The following is a 1780-nucleotide window of genomic DNA, read 5'->3' as shown; positions in this document are numbered from 1 at the left end:
CGCTTCTTGTGGGTGCCCCTGTCCTCCTGTGTGGGGGGTGGGGGTGTTCCGTGAGGGTGGTGCGGGCTGGTCGTCGCAGGATACTGCCTTCGGTGTGAGGGTGAGTTCTGCTGGTGCGGCTGGTTTCCGTCCGTACGTTGAGAACTGCACAGTGGACGCGAGCATCTTTGTGGCCAAGTTATTAAGGGCGCACGGTGGATGCCTTGGCACCAGGAGCCGATGAAGGACGTGGGAGGCTGCGATATGCCTCGGGGAGCTGCCAACCGAGCTGTGATCCGAGGATTTCCGAATGGGGAAACCCGGCAGGGCTTTAAATCCTGTCACCCATGCCTGAACACATAGGGCATGTGGAGGGAACGCGGGGAAGTGAAACATCTCATTACCCGCAGGAAGAGAAAACAACCGTGATTCCGCGAGTAGTGGCGAGCGAAAGCGGATCAGGCTAAACCATGGTCGTGTGATAGCCGGCAGGCGTTGCGATGGTGGGGTTGTGGGAGCATTCTGACGGGACTGCCGTTCCGTCGAGGAGTCAGAAAAAGTTCTGTTAGGTGAAGGTCATGCGAATGGACCGCCATAGAGGGTAATAGCCCTGTAACCGAAAACAGTTCTTCTCCTGAATGTTTTCCCAAGTAGCACGGAGCCCGTGAAATTCCGTGTGAATCTGGCGGGACCACCCGCTAAGCCTAAATACTTCCTGGTGACCGATAGCGGACTAGTACCGTGAGGGAAAGGTGAAAAGTACCCCGGGAGGGGAGTGAAATAGTACCTGAAACCGTGTGCCTACAATCCGTGGGAGCTGGACTTCGGTCTGGTGACCGCGTGCCTTTTGAAGAATGAGCCTGCGAGTTTGCGATGTGTGGCGAGGTTAACCCGTTGTGGGGTAGCCGTAGCGAAAGCGAGTCCGAAGAGGGCGTTTGAGTCGCATGTCCAAGACCCGAAGCCGAGTGATCTATCCATGGCCAGGTTGAAGCGCGGGTAAGACCGTGTGGAGGACCGAACCCACCAGGGTTGAAAACCTGGGGGATGAGCTGTGGATAGGGGTGAAAGGCCAATCAAACTCGGTGATAGCTGGTTCTCCCCGAAATGCATTTAGGTGCAGCGTCGCATGTTTCTTGCCGGAGGTAGAGCACTGGATGGCCTAGGGGGCCCACAAGCTTACTGAAGTCAGCCAAACTCCGAATGCCGGTAAGTGAAGTGCGGCAGTGAGACTGCGGGGGATAAGCTTCGTAGTCGAGAGGGAAACAGCCCAGATCGCCAGCTAAGGCCCCTAAGCGTGCGCTAAGTGGAAAAGGATGTGGAGTCGCACAGACAACCAGGAGGTTGGCTTAGAAGCAGCCACCCTTGAAAGAGTGCGTAATAGCTCACTGGTCAAGTGATTCCGCGCCGATAATGTAGCGGGGCTCAAGCGCACCGCCGAAGCTGCGGCATACACAAGTTCTCCAGGCGTTTTCGGACGTCCAGGTTTGTGTATGGGTAGGGGAGCGTCGTGTGGCGTGTGAAGCGGCGGGGTGACCCAGTCGTGGATGCCATACGAGTGAGAATGCAGGCATGAGTAGCGAATGACGGGTGAGAAACCCGTCCGCCGAATGACCAAGGGTTCCTGGGGCAGGCTAATCCGCCCAGGGTGAGTCGGGACCTAAGGCGAGGCCGACAGGCGTAGTCGATGGACAACGGGTTGATATTCCCGTACCGGCGCTGACGCGCCCATGCTGAACCTGGTTGTGCTAACTGTTTGAGCGTGCGTGTCTTTTCGGAGATGTGTGTGTGAGGGCAGGATTCC

General features: G+C 57.2%; 1 rRNA gene (only partly in view). It reads left to right on the top strand.

From position 1 onward, the window contains the following. Window positions 1–171 precede the first annotated feature (171 nt). Window positions 172–1780, top strand: a 23S ribosomal RNA gene (locus MXD60_RS25725); it runs 1598 nt beyond the window's last position.

Source organism: Frankia sp. AgB32 (genome assembly GCF_023243045.1).
Lineage (GTDB): Bacteria > Actinomycetota > Actinomycetes > Frankiales > Frankiaceae > Frankia.
Note: the sequence above shows the minus strand (reverse complement) of the source record. Positions and strands in the feature narration are given on the sequence as shown.